The sequence below is a fragment of the Desulfosarcina sp. genome, assembly GCF_046496365.1.
Classification (GTDB): domain Bacteria; phylum Desulfobacterota; class Desulfobacteria; order Desulfobacterales; family Desulfosarcinaceae; genus Desulfosarcina.
Genome location: NZ_JAWOHB010000214.1, coordinates 41,938 through 59,364, shown reverse-complemented (window position 1 = coordinate 59,364; position 17,427 = coordinate 41,938). Strand labels below are relative to the sequence as shown.

13 protein-coding genes are annotated in these 17,427 nt (G+C 54.8%); 5 read left to right on the top strand and 8 right to left on the bottom strand.

The window, feature by feature from the left end; genetic code table 11:
• Positions 1 to 173: 173 nt before the first annotated feature.
• From R6V78_RS21005 to R6V78_RS20980, 6 genes are all read right to left on the bottom strand, one after another.
• Positions 174 to 2,858, bottom strand: coding sequence for a PAS domain S-box protein (locus R6V78_RS21005; RefSeq protein ID WP_410291353.1), 2,685 nt, complete (start codon positions 2,856 to 2,858; stop codon positions 174 to 176).
• Positions 2,859 to 3,051: 193 nt separating this feature from the next.
• Positions 3,052 to 4,881, bottom strand: coding sequence for a chloride channel protein (locus R6V78_RS21000; protein ID WP_410291352.1), 1,830 nt, complete (start codon positions 4,879 to 4,881; stop codon positions 3,052 to 3,054).
• A 3-nt stretch (positions 4,882 to 4,884) separates the two neighbouring features.
• Positions 4,885 to 6,201: an aminotransferase class I/II-fold pyridoxal phosphate-dependent enzyme gene (locus R6V78_RS20995; RefSeq protein WP_410291351.1), complete on the bottom strand. Its 1,317-nt coding sequence runs from the start codon at positions 6,199 to 6,201 to the stop codon at positions 4,885 to 4,887.
• 349 nt (positions 6,202 to 6,550) lie between these two features.
• The gene (locus tag R6V78_RS20990; RefSeq protein WP_410291350.1) at positions 6,551 to 6,829 is read right to left on the bottom strand and encodes a PxxKW family cysteine-rich protein; all 279 of its coding nucleotides are present in this window, start codon (positions 6,827 to 6,829) and stop codon (positions 6,551 to 6,553) included.
• A gap of 103 nt (positions 6,830 to 6,932) precedes the next feature.
• Positions 6,933 to 7,766 carry a mechanosensitive ion channel family protein gene (locus tag R6V78_RS20985; RefSeq protein ID WP_410291349.1) on the bottom strand — a complete coding sequence of 278 codons (834 nt, stop codon included), beginning with the start codon at positions 7,764 to 7,766 and terminating at the stop codon, positions 6,933 to 6,935.
• A 205-nt stretch (positions 7,767 to 7,971) separates the two neighbouring features.
• Positions 7,972 to 8,223, bottom strand: coding sequence for an OmpA family protein (locus tag R6V78_RS20980; protein ID WP_410291348.1), 252 nt, complete (start codon positions 8,221 to 8,223; stop codon positions 7,972 to 7,974).
• A 374-nt stretch (positions 8,224 to 8,597) separates the two neighbouring features.
• Here R6V78_RS20980 and R6V78_RS20975 point away from each other — a divergent pair, with 374 nt between their 5' ends.
• Both R6V78_RS20975 and R6V78_RS20970 read left to right on the top strand, forming a co-directional pair.
• The gene (locus R6V78_RS20975) at positions 8,598 to 9,623 is read left to right on the top strand and encodes an SIS domain-containing protein (protein WP_410291347.1); all 1,026 of its coding nucleotides are present in this window, start codon (positions 8,598 to 8,600) and stop codon (positions 9,621 to 9,623) included.
• The gene (locus R6V78_RS20970; protein WP_410291346.1) at positions 9,620 to 10,951 is read left to right on the top strand and encodes an ATP-dependent 6-phosphofructokinase; all 1,332 of its coding nucleotides are present in this window, start codon (positions 9,620 to 9,622) and stop codon (positions 10,949 to 10,951) included. Before R6V78_RS20975 ends, R6V78_RS20970 begins: the two co-directional genes overlap by 4 nt.
• 148 nt (positions 10,952 to 11,099) lie before the next feature.
• Here the strand turns inward: R6V78_RS20970 and R6V78_RS20965 are convergent, their stop codons facing one another.
• Both R6V78_RS20965 and R6V78_RS20960 read right to left on the bottom strand, forming a co-directional pair.
• Positions 11,100 to 12,410: a 3-deoxy-D-manno-octulosonic acid transferase gene (locus R6V78_RS20965; RefSeq protein ID WP_410291345.1), complete on the bottom strand. Its 1,311-nt coding sequence runs from the start codon at positions 12,408 to 12,410 to the stop codon at positions 11,100 to 11,102.
• A gap of 20 nt (positions 12,411 to 12,430) precedes the next feature.
• Positions 12,431 to 14,509 carry an ABC transporter substrate-binding protein gene (locus R6V78_RS20960; RefSeq protein ID WP_410291344.1) on the bottom strand — a complete coding sequence of 693 codons (2,079 nt, stop codon included), beginning with the start codon at positions 14,507 to 14,509 and terminating at the stop codon, positions 12,431 to 12,433.
• 278 nt (positions 14,510 to 14,787) lie between these two features.
• Here R6V78_RS20960 and R6V78_RS20955 point away from each other — a divergent pair, with 278 nt between their 5' ends.
• From R6V78_RS20955 to R6V78_RS20945, 3 genes are all read left to right on the top strand, one after another.
• Positions 14,788 to 15,327, top strand: coding sequence for a DUF4124 domain-containing protein (locus R6V78_RS20955; protein WP_410291343.1), 540 nt, complete (start codon positions 14,788 to 14,790; stop codon positions 15,325 to 15,327).
• A 172-nt stretch (positions 15,328 to 15,499) separates the two neighbouring features.
• Positions 15,500 to 16,783 carry a class II fructose-bisphosphate aldolase gene (locus R6V78_RS20950; protein WP_410291342.1) on the top strand — a complete coding sequence of 428 codons (1,284 nt, stop codon included), beginning with the start codon at positions 15,500 to 15,502 and terminating at the stop codon, positions 16,781 to 16,783.
• Between the two features lie 18 nt (positions 16,784 to 16,801).
• On the top strand, positions 16,802 to 17,365 hold the full coding sequence (locus R6V78_RS20945; protein ID WP_410291341.1) for a DVU0524 family FlgM-associated protein: 564 nt from the start codon (positions 16,802 to 16,804) through the stop codon (positions 17,363 to 17,365).
• Positions 17,366 to 17,427 lie beyond the last annotated feature (62 nt).

The window sequence follows — 17,427 nt, the reverse complement described above, 5'->3', positions numbered from 1 at the left end:
TTAGATTCTCCCATCGTTTATCCGGCTTTTGAGGACGTCTTCGCCGGCATTGCCGCGATTGATGATGTGGTAAAAATGCGCCTGGAAATTCTACGCGCAACAGCCTTGCCATGATTGGGAGCCTTTGGAAAGGATCAGGTCGTCTGCACGGGTAGGTTCGATCGCCAGCGCATTCAGGCGGCCTCCTGCCGCCGCCCCAGTTCATTGCGGATGGCCAGACCGATGGTTTCCAACGAATACGGCTTTTTGACGTATTGACCGGCTCCCAGCCGCTGTGCCTCTCTGACCCGTTGGGTTTCGGAAAACCCGCTGGTAATGATCGCTTTTTGTCGCCGCCCAAGCCGGTTGATCTGCCGGAACGTCTCCAGCCCGTCCATCCCTGGTGCCATGATCATGTCCAGAACGATCAGATCCACCCGATTGGATTGGAGGTGTTGAAGGGCTTTTTCACCACTGCTGACACAGGCGACCTGATAACCCAGCGCAGTGAGCATGCTCGTTGCAATCTCACGCTGTTCCAACACATCATCGACAACCAACACCCTTTCCCCGTGCCCTTTGTAGTCGTCCATGGATAACAACCGTCCATCGCTGCACCGGGCCTGGCGGGTGATCGGAAAATAGAGTTTGAATACCGTGCCTTTCCCCGGTACGCTGTCTAACCCGATGTATCCATTGTGGTCCTTAACGGTTCCCCAGACCACCGCCATGCCCAAGCCGGTCCCACTTCTTCCCATGGTCTTTTTGGTGTAAAAGGGTTCGAATATCTTTTCCAGCTCCTCGGCAGCGATACCGATTCCCGTGTCCGCAACGGTCAACACGCAATAGTCGCCTTCCTCGATTTTATCGTACCCGTGCAGGGGACGGTCGATGTATTCATTGTTGGTTTCAATAACAAGCGTCCCGCCTTCGCGCATGGCTTCGGCGGCATTGGAGACCAGATTCATGACGGTCTTGGACAGGTGGTGGGGCGAACCCAGAATATTAAAAAGGGACGACTCCAACCGACTTTCTGTTGCTACCAACGGGTGGAAATGGAGCAGTCGCCGGTATTCGGGACTGTTAAGATACTCATTGACAATATCATTCAGGTTGACCACCTCTGAAACCGACACCCCTCTTCTGGCCAGCGTCAACAGGTCCTGTACGATCGCGGCTGCCTTTGTGCCCGACTCCTGAATGGTTTTGATCGGTTTGACCATCGGGCTGTCCGGAGCCAGGTCCAGCAGCAGCAATTCCGGGTAACTGACGATACCGGAGAGGATATTGTTCAGATCGTGGGCCACACCACCGGCCAGCGTACCGATGGCCTTCATTTTTTCGGCCTGCAGAAGTTGATTCTCAAGTCTCTGTTTTTCGAGCTGGGCCTGTTTGCGCTGGGTGATATCGCGGCCGATGCCACGAAAGCCGACCGGGGTTCCGCTGTCGTCTTGGATCAGTGCGGTGGAGAGTTCCAAAATCCGGCTTTCGCCGTCCTTCTTGATAATCTCATAATCCATAATCCGTTTGGGCTGGCCGGTCAGAAAAACCGAATGAAACGCCTGGTATAGGTTTCGGGCCGTCTTTTCCGTCGTGTATTCCCGGTTGTTCAACCCGATCAATTCATCCTTACTGTAACCAAAAATGTCGCACCCGGCCCGATTGATGAAGGTTAAATTGCCGGCCAGATCGACCTCATAATAGCACTCGTCGATGCTTTCGAGGATGCTGCGATATTTATTTTCACTTTCTTCCAGTGCCTCTTCGTACTCCTTGCGCTTGGTGATATCCCGAGCCACACCGACGATGCCATCAACGGTGCCCTGATCGGTCAGGAAAAAACTGGTCTGGATCTCAGCCCAGACTTGCTCTCCATCCTTGCGAACCATCCTGATTTCCAGGTTCTGCAGGTCAAAGGGCCGATTACCGTTCTTCTCCAGCTTGGCATTCAAAACGGCGCTTTTCTTAAGCATCTGCGCTTGCGACTCGGGCGAAAGAAAACTGAACACCGTCTGGCCCAGCATTGCATCGGCTGCATAGCCAAGCAGTTTTTCAACCGAAGGGCTGACGTAAGTGAACCGAAGCCGCACGTCCACCGTCCAGATCACATCGGTAACGTTTTCGGCAAGCAGCTTGTATCGCGATTCACTCTCGCGCAGAGCCGCTTCGGAACCCTTGCGCTCCTCGACTTCCTTGCGAAGCACAACCTTGGCCCGCACCAGTTCAGCTCGTTCCCGCTTAAGACTGGCGGAGGCCAACTGCATTTCGCAGGTAGTGTTTTCAAGGCCCCTGACCAGCACCACCACCGACAAAGTGACCCCGATGTTGAGAAAGACAAAGCTGCCCCCGGCTGCCAAGCCCCTCTCCAAGGTGTTGAAAACCCCGTTTTGAGACCCGAAAAAACCGACCGCTAAAAGCCATCCAAGGGTCGTAATGGCGGCTGCGTTGATTGCCAAAGTGATCAGGGCCGCACGCAACCCCAGCAGCAAACCGGCCAGAACAGCAGCGGAAAAGAGCCAGGCGGGACCGCCGCTGATGATGCCAACCTTTAGGATAATTAAAAGACCGACCAGATACGCGACCGTCACGACGGTCAGGACCCGGTATTCATATTTAATCCGTCGGTATCGCAAACAGAGGAAGAGAACTATATAGGCGAGGGAGTTGATCAGCGCCAGACTCCAAATACCTTCCCGAACGGCAATTCTTAGGGCCGGCAGATAGGAAAGGACCGATAATACCAGCCCCGAAATTAACGTGGCTTTCAGTATCTGTTCGCGCCAGAAGGGTAAATCTCTCTCCTCGATGAGCGGGTTGGCATCCTCCCCCGCCACCACCTGTTTGAACGACCGGAACCATCGGCTGATCGTGAGTGCCATAACTGGGTTTACAATGAGTGGTTACCAACAATAGCCACAAACACGGGCCAACACCTGCCCATCCGCTGGTAATTATCGGCATTCAAGCCGGCTATCTTTAACGCGCTCCCATCGTTTCGCTCGTTTTAGGTTCCTACATGAAAAATGAGCAATAACTTGTTATCGCAATTATTTGGTTTGACCCGCCCTCTCCCTAGACACCGTAGCGGTCCTGGCGCCGGGATTTCATCTCGTCCACCTTCTGGTTGTAGAAGGCGATCACCTCGCGCCGGTTGAGCATGCCCAGGAGTATTCCGCGGTCGTCGGCCTGCACCACCGGCAGACTGTCTATGTTGCGGGTGGTGAATTTTTTGAGCACGGCGTTGAGATCCTCCTCCGGGGTGGTATAGATAATGTCTGCGGTTGCCACATCCTTCATCAGCACAAGCTGTTCGATTTCGGGAGAAAAGAGAACACCCCGGATATCGTTGATCGAAAAGATCCCCACCAGCCGTTTTTCCTGATCCACCACGGGGAAGTAGTGCTGCTTGGTCTCTGAGAAGTAGCGCTTGAATGCCATAAAGGGCATATCCTGAGGAATCAGGGTGACCTTTTTCACCAGGGGCATGAGGTCGTTGACCGGAATGGCCTGGAGGATGTCCACAAAAAAATCCCCGGCGTGGGCCGGTGAGTCCACCTTGCTCTGCACCTGCTGGCGGAAAATAGTCCAGCGACGGGATGCCATGTAGGCTACCGAACAGACCAGCAGGCTGGGCAGCAGCAGATGGTAGGAGTTGGTCATTTCACTGACAAAAATGATCGTGGAAATGGGCGTGTTGGAAACAGCCGTAAAAAAGCCGGCCATACCCACCACCACAAACGCTCCGGGCTGGGTGACCACTGAAGGCATAATGTCGTGGAAGATTCTCCCCACACACCCCCCCATGGCACCGCCGATGACAATGGAGGGGCCGAAAACACCGCCGCTGCCCCCTGAACCGATGGAAAATGATGTCGTCAGCACTTTTCCCAGGGCCAGTGTCAACAGGAAAGGCACCGCCAGTTCATTGTTGATCGCCTTCTGGGCGAACCCGTAACCAAAAGCCAGGGTGTGGGGCAGAAAAAAGCCGATGATACCGGTCAGCAGCCCGCCGATGGCCGGCTTGATATGGTTGGGGATTTTTTTTAGAGACGCGAAGAGATGGATCGTTCCGTAAAAGGCCTTGATGTAAAATACACCCGTGGCCACCAGAACCAGGGCAAGTACCAGGTACGGTCCAAGTTCGAGGGGGTTACGGAAATTGAACGGCGGTGAATCGAACAACGAACCCCAGCCGAACACCAGGCAGAAGATGCAATAAGCCACCACCGAAGAGATCCCTGCCGGGATGATCACCTCCGATTCAAAATCGGTATCACGGTAAAGCACTTCGGCGGCAAAAAGAGCGCCGGCCAGCGGGGCACGGAAGATACTGCCCACCCCGGCGCCGATCCCCGCGGCCATCATGATCCGCCGTTCGCGGTCGGAAAGCTTGAGGGTCGTGGCCAGAAAGGAACCGAAACCGGCACCGATCTGGGCGATGGGCCCTTCCCTGCCCCCGGACCCACCGGTTGTGAGGGTAATGGCTGAGGCGATGGTTTTGATAACCGGCACCCGGGTGCGAATGAATCCCCCCTTGTTGTGGTAGGCCTTGATGGCCGCGTCGGTTCCGTGGCCTTCAGCTTCCGGAGCGAATGTGTAGACCAGCCATCCGCTGAGCATTCCACCCATGGCCGGCAGAAACAGCAGCATCAAGCGGTTGAAGGGGACCGAAGTGGGCGGCAGCAGGTGATGTTCACCCGCCGGCGAGGGCGGGCGGTAACCGGCGAGCATATCCAGGAAGAAATGAAGCCCCAACTGGCACAGGTACTGAAAAATGACCGAACCCATTCCGGCAATCAGGCCAATCGCAATGAAATAGACTGACCAGCGGGTGGCCTGGGCGATATTGAACTTTGCATTGACTGGCCGGTACGTACTCGGTTTCGTTTCCGTTTGCGGCATGATCTACTGACTTTTTTCCAGGTCTTTGACTCCTTGAAAGATAATATCGAACAATTTCTCCACATCGGCCTCTTCCATGCACGAAAAAGCGACACGCAGGTTGGATTCCCCCAGGGATATCAAGCCAACGCCGTACCGATCCAGCAGATGTATACGCAGGGTTTCCGCATCCACGGTTCTCAGGCGGATACACATGAAATAGCCCGAGTTGAACGGATAGACCTCCCAGGCCGCGGCATATTTGGCGTCCGTCGAAACCGCTTTGACCCGCTTGGCCCGGGCCATGAGGATCGCGAACTTCTCCTGTTTTTCAGTGGGGTTGTTTGGGTCCCGCATGGAGTTCAGCAAGATGGTCTGGCTCAAATGGGAGGCGTTGGAAATGGTGCCCCGGATGCACCCGGCCGTTTTACGTTCCAGCGCATCGAAAAGCGGCGCCGTATCGCCGTTGAACGTGCCCCCGTAAGTAATGAAGCCCACCCGCAGTCCCCACGCGAAATTCTCCTTGGTGGCCCCATCGAGTTTTACGGCCAGAATGCCGGGATGTGCACCGCACAGTCTGGCAAATATGGACTCCTTCAACGTTTCCGGTTCATAAAAAAGACCGAAATAGGCATCGTCGGTGACCGCCAGGACATAAGTTCCGGCAGCGGCCGTAGCCTTAAGAATCCTGACGATTCCGTCCGCTTCGTTTTCGGAAAGGGTGTACCCCGAAGGATTCTGGGGGAAGTTGAGCAACACCGTGATCTTGCGGTGGTCGGCAGCCTCCTGGCGGACCGCCTGTTCGAATGCGGCCAGGTTGAATCCACCCTCGGCGGTAAACAATTCGTAATGGCGGATACGGGCTTCTTTACGCACGGAAAAGATCATGCTGTAATTGCCCCACATCATCTCGGGCAGAATAATCACATCCCCCGGGCTGGTCCAGACATCGGCAAACGTGGCGATACCATGGGTAATTCCGCATGTGACCACCGGCAGACTGACCGTCTTCCCCGCCAGGGAGGGGTTTTTTTCAAAAATCTCGGCCTGCCATTGTTTGCGCAGGGCAGGAATGCCAAAAGACGGGGCGTAGGTCAGCGCCTGGCTGGAAGGTATATTGTTGATGGATGCCATAACGCTGTCAAAGCGCATGGTTCGGCCGCCTTCTTTGGCAATACCGATGGTGGCGTTGATGACATGGGCTTTTTCCCTGGCTTCGGCACTCTGACTCAGGATGCCTTTGGGAAAGAAGAGTCTTTTGCCCACATCCGACAGCATGTCATAGACATGGGGGGCGGCGGCTTTGATGGTCTGATTCAGCTGTTCAGCTAAAGGGTTCATGGATATCCGTCCTCAATGGGCTTTTCCAGCCGTGGAATCCTGTAAAAGCAATGTCGACTGCACGAGACCGAGTTTTTCTTGGTTTAGCGCAAAGCAAGACTCCGTGCCCCGTCAACCGGTTTCGGGACCGAAACCAAGCCATGCGATCAAAGATGACAGATGGGATCAATACTTCCAGATGACAAAGCCTGTCAAGGGAAAACCGCCTGATATATCAAGAGGATGCACCGGGCAGGGTTAGGCCGCCTGCCGGGGGCTTCGACTGGCTGACATCGCCACGCAAAAAACCCCGTCACAGCGGTCAGGTGGCGGGGTTTTCGACAAATCAGTTGCGTTCCCGGCAGACCAGCTACTTTCTCGAACGCTTGGACGCTTTCAACGGGTTGACCTTCTGCGCCGCTTCAGCCATGCTCGTGTTGACATGGGTGGCCAGATTGCAGTTGCCGTTCTTCCACTTGACGGTGGGCTCGGGACAGGCGGAACAGTACCAGCCCGAAGTGATCTCGACGGTGCGGCCGCATCCTTTGCACTGCTCCACGATTTCATAACATACGCCGCCATTGTATCCACAGCCCTTGGCTGTCATGAAGGCACAATCATTGCCTTTGCGAACCGTTGTACATTTCATGGTAACACCTCCCGGTATGATCTGAACAGTGAAAAGGTCAAAGCCAACGGTGCTTTCGGCCTTTTCATAAACCAACGCTATCTATTCGGGTCAATAACGTTTGTCAAGCACTTTTTTCCTTTGCATCGGCGTCATGCTGATAAACATGAACATCACGCTGGGGGAACGGAATCGAAACCCCGTTGGCGTCGAAGGTTTTTTTGATCTTCTCGGTCAGATCGAAATAGACTCCCCAGTAATCTTCCACCTTGACCCAGGGGCGAACCACAAAATTGACGCTGCTGTCGGCCAGCTCCGATACGGATATCTGCGGTGGCGGATCTTTCAAGACACGGTTGTCCTGGGCGATGATATCCGCCATCAGTGATCGGGCTTTGTCAATGTCATCGCCGTAGCCGATTCCGAACACCAGATCCACCCGACGGGTTCCCTTGACTGTCCAGTTGACGATGTTGTCGCTGGTAAGTTTGGAATTGGGCACGATAACGGTCTTGTTGTCGGCGGTTTTAAATTGGGTGGTAAAGATTTGGATTGCCTCCACCACACCGAACACGCCGCCCCCTTCGATCAGATCACCCACCTTGAAGGGCTGGAAGATGATCAGCAGGAAACCGGCGGCGAAGTTGGAAAGCGACCCCTGCAGGGCCAGACCGACAGCCAGACCGGCAGCACCGAGAACGGCGATGAAGGAGGTGGTCTGGATACCCAGCTGACCCAGAGCGGCAATGATGACAAAGGCCAGCAGGCCGATGTAAGCCAGGTTGGCGGTGAAGGAAATCAGCGTGCCGTCAACCCTGCCCTTGGCCATGAGGCGTTCCACAAGCTTGCGCACGCCCTTGGCCACCCATCGCCCGATGATGAAAATCGCCAGGGCGGCAATCACTTTCAGACCATAAACAGTGAGCAGTTGATAGATTTTCCCGACGATCGCTTCCATTGGCATGTTCCTTCCCCGCAACTGTCCGCACCGACGGGCTGTCTAAACGGACGCGTAAAATGGTTTGGGTTGGTTTATTTCTTCCGGTTGAGTGAAGACGACACGGTTTTTGATGAAGATGTCTGCCTGCCTGCCTGATTGATTGACCGGTGCAGGTCTGCAACCGGCGGAGCTTACGGATTTCCCACACGAACGCCCCTGTCAGTCATGCATCCACGACGGCCTTGGCACGGCGACTGGACAGATCCATATTGAAGGCGCGGGCGCCGGTACTGTCCGTGTGGTTCTCAACCACGACCATCAACTGCGGATCGACGCCCAGCGCGGCGGCAATTTCCCCGAGGTTCCCGTATGATGCTGGTTTGATTTTCGCCCTGGCGACTTCAAAGTTGATGTCGTTGAAGGTCCAGGCGGCAGCACCGGCGCCCAAAACGGAAATCGGGCATCCGGGGGGCATCCACCTTGACGCCGGGGGCGTTCCCGGACACTGACGCTTACATTGGGAAATTGGCTGGAATATATAAAATCGCTGGTTTTTTAGCAAGTGTTATCTCCTGTATTGTCTCTCCTGCCCATACAAGACGTCGGCAGCATTCGATTTTGAAGGCCTTGCGGCGTCACCAAACTCCAAAGGAACGGTTGTCGTACGCCTGCAGGGGCATTTCTACAATGCCATACGGTTGGCCACGGTCAGATTGACTTTTCAAGAAAATAGGCTATTGTTGGGCATCTTCTGAAACATGGAGATGGAGGCCGAAAGCCGGTTCGATATGGCGGGAATCGCACCCTTCAATTCACCGGCTGCGCAACTTTCAATGGGAATGCATTGTCATGATAGTAGATGAAGCACGCCAGGTCCTGCAAATTGAAGCAGACGGCATTTTAAGGCTGATCGACCGCCTCGATCAGCGGTTCGAACAGATGGTGGCGGCCATTTTAAACGCAACCGGACGGGTCATTGTCAGCGGTATCGGGAAGTCCGGTATCATCGGTCGGAAAATAAGTGCCACCCTGAACAGTACGGGAACACGATCTTTGTTTCTGCATCCTGTGGAAGCCATGCACGGCGATCTGGGAATGGTCGACCCCGGGGATATCTTCCTGGCCATGTCCTACAGTGGAGAAACCGATGAACTGAACATTCTGATGCCCAGTATCCGCAACATCGGCTGTACCGTCATCTCCCTGACGGGGAACCCGACGTCCACCCTTGCCAAGCACAGTGATATCGTCATCGATGTGGGGGTAGAAAAAGAGGCCTGCCCCCTTGGTCTGGCACCGACGGCCAGCACCACGGCACTGCTGGCCATGGGGGATGCACTCGCCGTGGTGCTGATCAACAAAAAACAATTCAAAACCAGCGACTTTAAGCGGTTCCATCCCGGCGGCGCCCTGGGTCAGCGTCTGTCCAGGCAGGTCAGCGACATCATGTTCACCGATGCGTTGGTTCCCACCGCCACCACATCGGAATCCATGCAGGCAGCCGTGGAAAAAATGGACCGCCACGGTATAGGGGCACTGATCATCGTTGACGACGATCGTAAGCTGGCGGGAATTCTCACCGACGGGGATCTCAGACGCATGCTCGCCCAGCAGAAGCCTGTTTTTGAGCAGTCACTGACTGCGGCGATGACCCCGTCTCCCCTGCATGCCTTTGCACAAACACCTGCTTTTGATGCCCTCAATATCATGGAGCAGCACGAAATCACCGTGCTGCCGATTATCGACACAAATCGCCGGGTGCTGGGAATTTTACACCTGCATGACATCCTCGGGAAGGGCGAATTCAAATTCAACGGATTTGACCCCGAGAAAAAGGCATTGTTGGAACGGATAACCTGCAAGGAGCCGTCATGAATCATGAAACCATCGAAACCCGCATCCGGGAGCTGGGTCAGGCCAAGATACCGTCGCCGATGCTGAAGGAAGAGCACGGCGGCATCCATCATCTGTTTGTTTCCGACGAAGACCAGGTGATGATCAATATCAAGCGCGCACACGTCGAAGCGATGCTTGCAAAGGGAATTTTCCCACCGGCCTTCGAAGTTGCCGGACCCCGGCGCAAAGTTTATTTTGACGCGGCCAAACTCCGGTGCGCCATCACCACCTGCGGTGGCCTCTGCCCTGGCCTGAACGACATCATCCGTGCGGTTGTACTGGAGTTGCACTACCGCTACGGGGTAAAGATCATCTATGGTGTGCGCCATGGATTGGAGGGGTTTATCCCCGAGTACAACCATGATTTTATGGACCTGACCCCGGCCCTGGTGACCACCATCATGAACATGGGCGGCTCCATTTTAGGATCGTCGCGCGGCGCCCAGGATATCGATCGCATCGTGGACTGCCTGGAGGTGAACAATATCGGCATCCTCTTCATGGTGGGTGGCGACGGCACGCTCATGGCTGCCTCCAAGATTGCGGATGCCATCGACCAGCGGAATCTAAAAATCAGCGTGGTGGGCATCCCGAAAACCATCGACAACGATATCCACATGATATCCCGCTCATTTGGATTCGACACCGCTGTGGATGTCGCCCGCATGGCCATTCAAAGCGCCCATAACGAGGCCATCGCCTACCCCAACGGCGTGGGTCTGATCAAACTGATGGGGCGCCATTCCGGCTTCATTGCCGCTACGGCCGCCCTGGCCCAGCAGGATGCCAACTTCGTGTTGATTCCGGAGGTTGAATTTGATCTTGAGGGCCCCAAGGGTCTGATGGCCGCATTGGAGGCCAGGGTGACCCAACGGGGCCATGCAGTCATCGTGGTTGCCGAAGGGGCCGGGCAGAAATATTTTGAACATGTGGATGAACGTCGGGATGCATCCGGCAATATCCGTCTCAATGACATCGGCCCTTTTCTGAAGGACGCCATCAAAGCCCACTTCGCGGCCAAAAACATTCCGTTGAACCTCAAATATATCGATCCCAGCTACATGATCCGCAGCCTTCCGGCCAATGCCAATGACAGCGTCTTCTGCGGTTTTTTGGGCCGGGATGCTGTCCATGCGGGAATGGCGGGAAAGACCAAGCTGGTTATCGGCCACTGGAACAACCATTTCGTGCATTTACCGATGGAGGCAACGGTGGGGAGGCGAAAGCAGGTCAGACCCAACGGAAAGCTGTGGACAACCGTTTTGGAATCCACCGGCCAGCCGTCGCTGAAAAATGGCCCCTGCTGACCGCTGACCGGGGGTTGTACAACAACCGGTCTACAAAACGGAACGGCTCAATTGTGCAGAAAAAGAAATTTTTTCCTGACCTCCAGCAGTGGGAGCAGGTCTGGTCCCGGCGCCGCTCGGCCAGGTATATCCGCGTTTGAACACCTTGCTATGCGGGTGGCAGGTGCAGCAAATCGGCAATCATGCGCGCATGCCGGCCGGCCGCTCCCTGACTGGAGAGAATCGCCTTTTTTGCCAGACAGCCCAACCGGCGAGCCTCGCAGGGATGGGTTAGCAGATAAGCGGCCCGCTCGGTCAGTTCCACCTCATCCTTGACACACATACCCCCGCCGAATGTCTCGAGCAGTGTTCTGGCCTCTTCGAAATCCTCCATTGAAGGGCCATAGAGGATCGGTTTGGCCCACGCGGCAGCCTCGAGAACGTTCTGCCCGCCAAGGGGGACAAGGCTCGCGCCGCAAAATACAACCGTGGCAATGCCGTAAAGGTGATGCAGTTCGCCGATGGTGTCCAGGATCACCACCGGCGAATGCCGGGCGCGGCCGGTTTTTCCCAATTGGGTCCGATATTGCCAGTCGATGCCTTTGGCGCTGGCACGTGCGGCGATTCCGGGTGAATTTTCAATATGCCGCGGCGCTATAATAAAAACCATACCCGGAACCTGCACCGCCAGCCGACCATAGACATCCATCAGGATATCCATTTCCGCCCCGCGAACACTTCCCGCAATGAATACCGGCGTATGATCATCGACCGCATAGGTCCGTTTTAAGTTCTCAATCAGGGCGTCGTCTACAGCCCAATCCTGAGCATCCATTTTCGCATTGCCATTGACCTGAACCCGATGGGCCGGTGCACCCAATGAAATAATCCGTCGGGCATCCATTGCGGAGATCATGCTGAAGGCATTCACCTTCTCCAGGGTTGGTTTCATCAGCGGCCGTATCTTCATGTACGAACGAATCGACCGTGCGGAAATGCGGCCATTGAGAAACACAGTTTTAATCCCGGCCCCATGGGCTCTGAAAATCCAGTTGGGCCAGATCTCCGTCTCCATGCAGACCAGCAGGTCCGGCCGGTGAACAGAGAGAAACCGCCCGATGGCTGTCCACAGATCAACCGGTGCATATTCCACGGTGGCGCGTCCGTGAAACTGTCTGCGGGCGTATCGCTGGCCGGCCATTGTCGTGGTGGTCAGCAGAATCGGCACTTTCCTGCAGGCGATGTCCAGGGCGTTGACCACAGCTTCGGCAGCCTTGACTTCACCCACGGAAACGGCATGAATCCAGATTCTCGGCCGAGCCGGGTTCAGCCCGTCCCGGCTTGGCAGACAGTATCCCAGTCGCTGGGCAAGCACCGCCTTGCGAGCCGGGTCCCTGCGCGCCTGCATCCAGACTGCAGGCAAAACGGCCAGGCTAAGCGCGGTCGCCAGAAAATTATACGTGAAATGAAAAATATTCATGGCCGCAGGCAGAGCAGGGCTTACTGACTTTGAATAACGGTTTCGGGTTCAGGTGTTCGCTGAACCTGCACAAACCGCCCGTTACTGATCCGAAGCATCTGCAGGTCCTTGATCGCTTCACCGTTTTGAGCAAAGCCGGTCCTGCCGGTCACCCCCTCGAAATCCTTGACCTGCAGCAGGGCCTGCTTTAAATCCCGCCTTGAGTCGGTGGCGGTCTGGCGCAGGGTCTGAAACACCATCATGGCACTATCGTAAGCCACGGCCTCGATAATGCCCGGTACTCTGCCGAAGGTGAGCTGGAAAGCCGCCGTAAAGGCTTTGACCGTCTCAGACTGGCTTTCGGCAAAAAAACCGTCGGCGATCAGCGTGCCTTTCATGTATTCCCCCGACATTTCCAGAAGCGTCCTCGAGTTCCACAGATTGGTCCCCAGCAGGTAGATGTCGCGAATATCGTAGTAAGCCAGTTGAGGTATGACCAAGCCAGCTTTTTTGGGGGCATCGGGGATAAACACCGCCTCGAAATCCACAATCGGGTGCCACTGATCATCCCTGCCCGGGGTGCGCCGGCCCAGTTCGTCGATGGCGTCCCGATCCAGAGGGATCCCACTGATCCGCTCCACCGGGTCGTCGATCAATTCACGTCCGGACAGCTTTGGGTTCGTTATGACTGTTTGCAGCGGGGGGTGAATCATGGGCATGCTGGCTGCCGTCAGATCCTTGGGGACATCATAGAAAATACCGGCCATCTTCTTAATGGGATTGGCGAAATCCGTGCCCTCGGGATCGTATGGTTCGACGGCGTTAACCACGCCCCCAAAAGCGACTACCTGATCCCAGAACAGGTTCATGTAGCGCCGACCGTAGTTTTCATCAGGGTACAAGATGGCAAACCGCTTGACGCCCAGGTCTTCCACGGCAAATGATACCAGCGCACGCACCTGCATTTGCGGGGTAATAAAATTCCTGAACACATAGGGGCCGATATCGGCGATCCCTTCCCGCTGGGTAAACACCAGGATGGGGATCCCCTTGGCCTGTGCCCTTGCGGCAGCAGCTTCGGCGGCGGACATGGGCCCCAGGATGGCCCCGACCTTGTGTTGATCCAGATCTTCCACTGCCTGAACGGACGCCCCGGCATCTGAGCGGGAGTCTTTGACAATGAGACGCCATGGAATGCCGGCATTCATCTCAAGGGATTGGCTCATTGCCAGTTCGATGCCGTTTAACGCCCGCTGGCCGAACAGGGCGTATGAACCGGATAAGGGCAGCACACAACCAATCGTAAAAGGGGTAAAGCGGGCCCGTTCCGTCAGCGACTGAATCATGTCCGCTGCATCTTGAAAATCCGGATGCTCGGGAAATTGTTTCACAAATATGTTGAGGACATCCAGCGCCTCATCATAATTCTCATCCAGAATGAACCCCATTCCAAGTCGGTAGAGCAAGAGTCCCGTGACGCGTCGATCCGTCACCTGAGCGATCAGTTGCTGGATGTCATCAGCGCCGAGCTTCTCGACCGAGTCTTTCAATCTGGACCAGGCTGTCTGGGCTTCCGCACCGGATGCGATGCGCCATCCCTGATAGTAGTATTGGGCGGCATCCAGATGCGAACCCATCGCCGCATAGGCGGAAGCGATAATAGTGAAAAACTGCAGCCGCCGAAGGTCTGGATCGATCCTTGCGCTGAAAACCCGCCCGTGGGAAGTCACCGCCTCAAAATCGCCGCTGTCGAAAAGCAACTCCAGGATTTCCAGCATGGCATCAGGAGTCAACGTGCTTTGCGGGAATTCACGGTTCAGCCGTGAGAACACTGCCATGGCATCGTCGTTGCGTCCGGTAAGCCTGTATATTTTTCCAATTTTAAACAGGGCCGCGTCCACAAAACGGTCGCCATAAGCCTCGCGCAAAAACGTGTTGTAACCATCCAGCGCCTCTGCGTATAGACCATTTTCAAAAGCCTGCTCTGCATTCTGGTAATCCGAATACCCCGGCATTTGGGGAAGCGGCCCGGGGGGGATGGAAACCGTCGACGGCCTCGGTGCACAGCCTGCCGAGGCGACAATAATAATTAACAGGGCTGTTCGAACCATCCAAAACATTTGCGCAAGCTTCCTGTGGAGCCATCCCGATTCAGGGATTGGTTGAATGACGGTTGCACTACCGTCTGATGCCGTAAAGCGGTCTCGCTCAATCTACACAAGCTGATTTCATTGTCAAACAATAGTTCATCCCCCATCTTGAATTGCCGAAAGATTGTTTTTGAAGTCGCGGTCGGTGCTTGACATCCTCCCGATAAGCACATTATAGTCAGGCATTCAAATGGTTAGCACTCACTTTGGGCGTAATTCACCTTCATCTCACAACAGAGGCCCTTCCCATGAAAAAAACCATGCTGGCATTTTTTCTGATCTTTACCCTGTTGTTGGCGGCACCCGCGTACGCTGAAATTTATAAATACGTTGACGAAAACGGCCAGAAACGCTGGACAGACGACCTGAGCCAGGTGCCCAAAGCGCAGCGGTCAACCGCCCAGCGTTTTGAAACCGAAGCGGATGCGGCGGCAGACACCGTATCCGACCCAGCGCCAGAAACCCAGCCAGAATCCCCGGTTGCAATTGAATCAGCGCTGCCGGATGCCGATCAACAAGGTGAAGGCACTGAAGTGAACCGAGAATTACTCGAAAAGGAAAAAGCCGAACTGGACACCCAGTACCAGCTGCTGCTTGAAGAGAGGAAACAGCTTGAACAGTTGAGTGCTGAGGTGCTCAACTCCGGCGCACGTGCAGAAATCAACCTTCGCATTTCAGAATACAACGCCAAGACGAAAAATTATGAGGCCCAACTGAACGCATTCAACGAAAAAATTGAGGCCTATAACCAAAGCGTCATGTCGAAGCAATCACCTAAAAGTGAGTAATAACAGCGATCTTTCATCGAACAGCCGCCGCCAAAGAAGCCTGGGCTCGGCCTTGGCGCAGGGGTGATGGGTTGTCTTTGAAACCATCAGCCCAGCGATCGAATCCCCGATGCGGTCCAATTAAACGGCCAACACCATCCTTTTCATGAGAAATGCGGTAAGGAGGAAAGTCATGACAACATCGTCCAGAGACTTCAACAAAGCGGTTTCAGTTGGTCGTCCTCCCAACATCCAAAAGCGCTTTCCCAATTCGAAAGCGCTGCTGATCAGCGGGAAATTCATCGATCTGGCCATGATCAAAAAGAAAAATGCGATCTGCATGGCAGCCAACGGTAGAAGCGCCTTTGTGATCCGAGGCGCGCTGAAAGCCGCCCAACGGGCAAATTCCGCACTGATAATTGAAATCGCCCGATCCGAAGGCGGAGCCGATGCCTATTGTGCAGTCAATTACTGGAATATGGCCCGGATTGTGGACGCAGCGTGCAATGAACTGGGCATCACCATTCCCGTGGCGCTGCATGCCGATCACTATGGCATCAAAAGCATGGATGATGTCCCGGATGCCAAGATCGAGATCCCCACGATGTTCGAAGCCGGCATCACCTCAATTGCGATCGATGCTTCCCATATGCCTGACGATCAGAACCTGTTGGCCAATCTGGAACTGAAGCCGTTTATTCCCGACTGGTCCGGATTGGAGACTGAAATTGGCGAAATCAAGGGAAAATTAGGACTGTCAACCAAAACTGAGGCCCTTTTCCTGATCCAGGGGCTCAATGCCCACGGCATATTCCCCAACTGGATCGCCTTAAACAACGGAACCGTGCACGGGATCGAATCCAGCGGCCAGGGGATCCAGGTGGACCTGACCCAGGAAATCCACGAGGCGCTGGCGGTTTATCATGTGTCGGGCGCCCAGCATGGCACCTCCGGGAATAGTTCGCATCGCCTCCGGGAAATCGCCAACCGAACGCACACCACCAAAGCCAATGTCGCCACCGCCCTGCAAATGATTTCGTGGGGGCTTGCGGTCAATGATGACGGCAATGCCGCTTTGGATGACAAGGGTGATTTTATCAAAGTCACCGATCAGGGTGTCACTGAAGCCATGTGGGCAAAAATGGTGGCTTTTGCCAATGCCAAAGGGTGGAAGGGCGGCAACTATAAGAAGCTCAACCTGCCTTTCGAAACCAAGCTGTTGGGCCTTCCCCTCGAAATTCGCACACGGATGGAGCAGCGGGTGGAATCTTTCGTTTACAACATGCTCGTCAACGTGTTCAATGCCAGCGACACGGCCGACCTGGCCATTGAAACAATTCTGCAGGCCAACACTTTTGATCCGGGCCCCAAGGCCGAGCGGATCGAAGACCCGCAAGCATGGACACCGGAGAAAATATCACATCGGGCCACTTTGATTGAAAGCAACGCGAGTCCCGAAGGGAATTTCGACGACTGATCGACCGGGTACTCCCGGATGCGGCAACCCAAAATAGACCGTGCCCATCCATCAACCGTATTCCATAAACAATCCACCGTCGTATCTGAGGGATGCGGCGGTGGTTTTTTTTCTAAAGGTATTTTTGGATCTGCCGATAAGGGTATCGGAGGAGCCCATATGCATATCCAAAGCTATCAGATCCATAATGTACTGAACGTTTACCGCAGACAGTTAAGTCAGGGCAAGCCGGGTCCCACCCAGCATGTGTCCCATAACCGCCGCTCCGACTCGATCAGGATTTCTGCAGAAGCTAAAAACCAATCCATAATGGAAAAAGTGACCGCCAATGTGCTTAAAAAGATAACCAATGTTACTTCCGGATCAGAATTTGAGCAGGAGATGAACAAACAGATTCAGAACGCGACAACGGATCTCACCAATCTCCAAAAGGAAAATGCATTTATTTTTAACACCATCGAAGCGGACAATCAAAAAGAGACCCGATCCATTGCTGTTGACGACTCACAGGGATTGATGAATCGGCTCGATGAACTGGCCAGAAAGGCCGTTAAACGCATGGCTGAAACAAACGGCAGCTAAAAAGGGACCGGCAGGTCACTGGCAACGCTGAAAGGACGGAATCACCAGGGACCGCACAATCG

Bases quoted from the DNA above. Each gene is read 5' to 3' on its own strand.
- R6V78_RS20985 (WP_410291349.1), bottom strand. From the start codon at position 7,766: ATGGAAGCGATCGTCGGGAAAATCTATCAACTGCTCACTGTTTATGGT.
- R6V78_RS20970 (WP_410291346.1), top strand. From the start codon at position 9,620: ATGAATCATGAAACCATCGAAACCCGCATCCGGGAGCTGGGTCAGGCC.
- R6V78_RS20980 (WP_410291348.1), bottom strand. From the start codon at position 8,223: ATGCCCCCCGGATGCCCGATTTCCGTTTTGGGCGCCGGTGCTGCCGCC.
- R6V78_RS21005 (WP_410291353.1), bottom strand. From the start codon at position 2,858: ATGGCACTCACGATCAGCCGATGGTTCCGGTCGTTCAAACAGGTGGTG.
- R6V78_RS20995 (WP_410291351.1), bottom strand. From the start codon at position 6,201: ATGAACCCTTTAGCTGAACAGCTGAATCAGACCATCAAAGCCGCCGCC.
- R6V78_RS20960 (WP_410291344.1), bottom strand. From the start codon at position 14,509: ATGTTTTGGATGGTTCGAACAGCCCTGTTAATTATTATTGTCGCCTCG.
- R6V78_RS20990 (WP_410291350.1), bottom strand. From the start codon at position 6,829: ATGAAATGTACAACGGTTCGCAAAGGCAATGATTGTGCCTTCATGACA.
- R6V78_RS21000 (WP_410291352.1), bottom strand. From the start codon at position 4,881: ATGCCGCAAACGGAAACGAAACCGAGTACGTACCGGCCAGTCAATGCA.
- R6V78_RS20965 (WP_410291345.1), bottom strand. From the start codon at position 12,410: ATGAATATTTTTCATTTCACGTATAATTTTCTGGCGACCGCGCTTAGC.
- R6V78_RS20950 (WP_410291342.1), top strand. From the start codon at position 15,500: ATGACAACATCGTCCAGAGACTTCAACAAAGCGGTTTCAGTTGGTCGT.
- R6V78_RS20945 (WP_410291341.1), top strand. From the start codon at position 16,802: ATGCGGCAACCCAAAATAGACCGTGCCCATCCATCAACCGTATTCCAT.
- R6V78_RS20975 (WP_410291347.1), top strand. From the start codon at position 8,598: ATGATAGTAGATGAAGCACGCCAGGTCCTGCAAATTGAAGCAGACGGC.
- R6V78_RS20955 (WP_410291343.1), top strand. From the start codon at position 14,788: ATGAAAAAAACCATGCTGGCATTTTTTCTGATCTTTACCCTGTTGTTG.